The 3,796-nt window shown below is 63.6% G+C and carries 5 protein-coding genes; all 5 read left to right on the forward strand.

Annotated elements, in window-relative coordinates; genetic code table 11:
- Positions 1 to 391 (forward strand): aminotransferase class I/II-fold pyridoxal phosphate-dependent enzyme (locus AC1DT3_RS14305; protein ID WP_477465915.1); only part of this gene is annotated, 391 nt, incomplete at its 5' end.
- The gene (locus AC1DT3_RS14310; RefSeq protein WP_477465916.1) at positions 388 to 696 is read left to right on the forward strand and encodes a hypothetical protein; all 309 of its coding nucleotides are present in this window, start codon (positions 388 to 390) and stop codon (positions 694 to 696) included. The genes AC1DT3_RS14305 and AC1DT3_RS14310, both read left to right, overlap by 4 nt.
- A gap of 98 nt (positions 697 to 794) precedes the next feature.
- Positions 795 to 1,265: a DUF992 domain-containing protein gene (locus AC1DT3_RS14315; protein WP_477465917.1), complete on the forward strand. Its 471-nt coding sequence runs from the start codon at positions 795 to 797 to the stop codon at positions 1,263 to 1,265.
- A 184-nt stretch (positions 1,266 to 1,449) separates the two neighbouring features.
- Positions 1,450 to 3,492, forward strand: coding sequence for an elongation factor G (locus AC1DT3_RS14320; RefSeq protein ID WP_477465918.1), 2,043 nt, complete (start codon positions 1,450 to 1,452; stop codon positions 3,490 to 3,492).
- A gap of 122 nt (positions 3,493 to 3,614) precedes the next feature.
- Positions 3,615 to 3,796 (forward strand): hypothetical protein (locus tag AC1DT3_RS14325; RefSeq protein WP_477465919.1); only part of this gene is annotated, 182 nt, incomplete at its 3' end.

Consider the following 3,796-nt stretch of genomic DNA (forward strand, 5'->3'; position numbering starts at 1 on the left):
CGCCTGCTCCATCGCTCAATGGGCGGCGGTCGAGGCGCTCAACGGGCCGCAGGACCATCTCAAAGTGTTCAAGAAGGCCTTCGAGGAACGTCGCGATCTCGTGGTCTCGATGCTGAACCAGACCAAGTACCTGAAATGCCCGATGCCGGAGGGCGCCTTCTACGTCTATCCGTCCTGCGCCGAGGCGATGGGCAAGACGACGCCGTCGGGCAAGGTTCTCGAGACCGACGAGGACTTCGTCTCCGAGCTCCTGGAGGCAGAGGGCGTCGCCGCCGTGCACGGTTCGTCTTTCGGCCTGGGTCCGAACTTCCGGATCTCCTACGCCACATCGAACGTGCTGTTGGAAGAGGCCTGCAACCGCATCCAACGCTTCTGCGGCAGCTTGCGATGAGCGACTGGCCTCGGGTCTTCCTTCCTGATCCCGAGGCCGCGCCCTATCGCGTCGACCAATCGTCGCCCTTTCGGGTGAAGGCGGATTTTCGTGTCGACTTCACCAATGGCGGCCACGTCGACGCCAGGGGATTCATTCTCGACATCGAGGGCGATAGCGTCACTCCGGAACGGCTCGCGGAAATGGTCGTGTCCGCGATGAATCTCCTCAGAGCCGGGCCGGTGACGATCTTCTCGATGCAGGTCGTTCGCCGGGGCGAGCACGCCGATAGCCAAGCCGCCATCGCCCCCAACATGAGTCTTTGACGGACTTCTGCCGAGCTGAAGGATTTTATCCTCAGCGCGGAACCTTCCGTCTGCCTACCCGTTTCCTGGCAGCAAACAGCTAAGCTCAGGAGACCATCATGTTCCGCACAGCCGCATTGGCGACCCTCGCCCTGGTCGCAACCTTCGGGTCGATCGAGGCTCAAGCTCAGAATCGCGTCAGGTCCGGCGTGCTCACTTGCAGTGTCGCCGGCGGTGTCGGCCTCATCGTGACCTCGCAGAAGGCCACGTCTTGCACCTTCAAGCCGCGCCGTGGTCCTGCCGAGCGCTACGTCGGCACGATCAGGAAGTTCGGTCTGGATATCGGCGCGACGAGCCGTGGCGTCATCACGTGGGCGGTGTTCTCCAACGGCAGCGTCTTGCCAGGCTCGCTCGCAGGACAGTATGTCGGCGCGACGGCCGAGGCGACCATCGGCGCGGGTCTCGGCGCCAACGTGCTGGTGGGTGGTTCCAACCGCTCCATCGCGCTCCAGCCGCTCTCGGTCAGTGGGCAGACCGGACTTAATTTCGCACTCGGCGTCGGTGATTTGGAACTCCGCGCTGCGCGCTAGAAGCGGTCCTTCGGTTTCCGCAAACGGCCGGGCTTCGCCCGGTCGTTTTGCATTTGAGAGGGAATTCCAGGGAACTCTCCCGTGGCCGGAATCCGCTTGCTATTCGCCAAAGACCGGCACAGCATCGAGAAAATGACGTTTCCACGACAGGGAGCGCTGACGGGGGCAGGGGAAGGAGACTCTCATGGCACCCATCGGCAGATCGTCCGCGGGCCCGCGATGCATCGCAATCGTCGGCCCCTTCCAAAGTGGCAAAACTTCACTTCTCGAGGCAATCCTGGAGCGTACCGGCGCCGTCAAGCGCGCAGGCCGCGTCACCAACGCTGATACGGTAGGCGACGGCAGCGCAGAAGCCCGATCGCACGCGATGAGCATCGAGCCGAATGTCGCGACGGTGGACTTCCTCGGAGAAGCCATGACCTTCGTCGACTGCCCAGGCTCGGTCGAGTTCCTGCACGACATGCGGCATGTGGCACCCGTATGCGATGCCGCGATCGTGGTGTGCGAAGCGGATGAGCGAAAAATTCCCGCGCTTGAAATCGTTCTGCGGGAACTCGAGGAAGCGGACATTCCCCGCTTTCTGTTCGTGAACAAGATCGACACCGCGGCACGGCGCTTGCGTGAAACGCTCGCCCTGCTTCAACGCGCATCGCGAACGCCCTTGTTGCTGCGGCAAATTCCGATCTGGAAGGACGGTATCGCCATCGGCTTCGTCGATCTCGCGCTGGAGCGGGCCTTCATCTACCGCGAACACGCACCGAGCGAGGTGATGGAACTGCCGGAAGGTGAAATCCTGCGCGAGCGGGAAGCGCGGTTCTCCATGTTGGAGCGTCTCGCCGATTACGACGACACCCTGATGGAGGATCTGATTTCCGAAATCGAACCGCCACGGGATCGCATCTTCGACGATCTCGCTCGCGAATTGAAAGAGCGGCATGTGGTGCCGGCCTTGATCGGGTCGGCGGAGCGCGGATACGGCGTCACGCGTCTGCTCAAGGCGATCCGCCATGAGGCGCCGACACTCGCGGATACCTGCTCGCGCCTCGGGGTCCAGCCGGAAGGGCCGCCTCTCGCGCAAGCGATGAAGACGCTCCATTCGGGCCAAGGCGGCAAGATGACGGTCGGCCGGATTCTGCGCGGTGCGGTGCATGAGGGCGACACGGTCGTCGGCGCTCGCGGCAACGAAACCCGGGTAGCGAGCCTTCTCGCCCTGACAGGTGGTGCGACGCAGCGCATCAACGAAGCGAATGCCGGCGAGACAGTCGGTTTTGGTCGGCTCGAAGGCATTGCCACAGGCGACAGTTTCGCGGTGGGCAAGGCGCGCCCCGAAGCCATCGTTTCGGTGGCGCCGCCGGACCCCGTCTACGCGGTCGCTTTGCACCTGAAAGACCGGAAGGACGATGTGCGCCTCACGGGAGCCCTGGCAAAAATCGTCGAGGAAGATCCCGCGTTGGTGGTCGAAACCCGGCCTGACTTGAACGAGATGCGATTGCACGGACAGGGCGAGATGCATTTGCGGGTCGCGGTCGAGCGGCTGGCCTCGCGCTTTCAGGTCGATGTCGATACGGGAAAGCCGAAGACGGCGTATTGCGAAACGATCCGCTCTCCGGCCTCCGCGCGTGGGCGTCACAAGAAGCAGACCGGTGGTCACGGCCAGTTCGGCGACGTTCTCATCGAAGTGGCGCCCCTGCCGAGAGGGGAGGGCTTCGCCTTCAAGGACAAAATCTCCGGCGGCGTCGTTCCGCGCCAATACATCCCCTCGGTCGAAACCGGTGCGCGCGATGCGGTCAAGACCGGCCCGCTCGGATTTCCGGTCGTCGACGTAGGCGTCACGCTGACGGACGGTTCCTACCACAGCGTCGATTCCTCCGATGCGGCGTTCCAATCCGCGGCGAGGCTCGCGCTCGCCGAGGCCTTGCCGAAAGCCAAACCCGTACTGCTCGAACCGATCCTGTCGGTCGAAATTTCAGTGCCGACGGAGGCCATGTCGAAAGCGACAGGCCTGATCACCGCACGGCGGGGGCAGATCCTGGGCTACGATTCACGGCCCGGCTGGTCCGGTTGGGATGTCCTCAGCGCCACGATCCCCGAATCGGAAATCGGCGATCTCATCGTGGAATTGCGCTCCGTAACGTCAGGCGTCGGGACCTTCAGGACACGATTCGACCACATGGCGGAACTCAGTGGACGTCCGGCCGAGCTCGCCATGCGTCCACACGCCCATTGAGGGCGCGCGATGGCGGGCCAGCGCCGGCCCGCCATCGACAAACGACCCACCCCGCGCCAAGTTACCCATTGGGGGGACGGTGATCTCCCGGCCACAACTTCGCGCTCAGCGAGGGAGGAACTATGAACGCCACGTCCACGGCATCCGTTCTGGCGGAGAACATCGCGCATCCCGAAAAGCCTTGGCTCGCGTCCTATCCGCCGGGCGTTCCCGCGACGATCGACAGCAACCTCGGAAGCCTCGTCGATGTTTTCCGAAAGAGCGTTTCGACATTCTCGGACCGACCGGCGGTCGAGAGTTTCGG

The organism is Microvirga sp. P4_G7 (genome assembly GCF_056401005.1).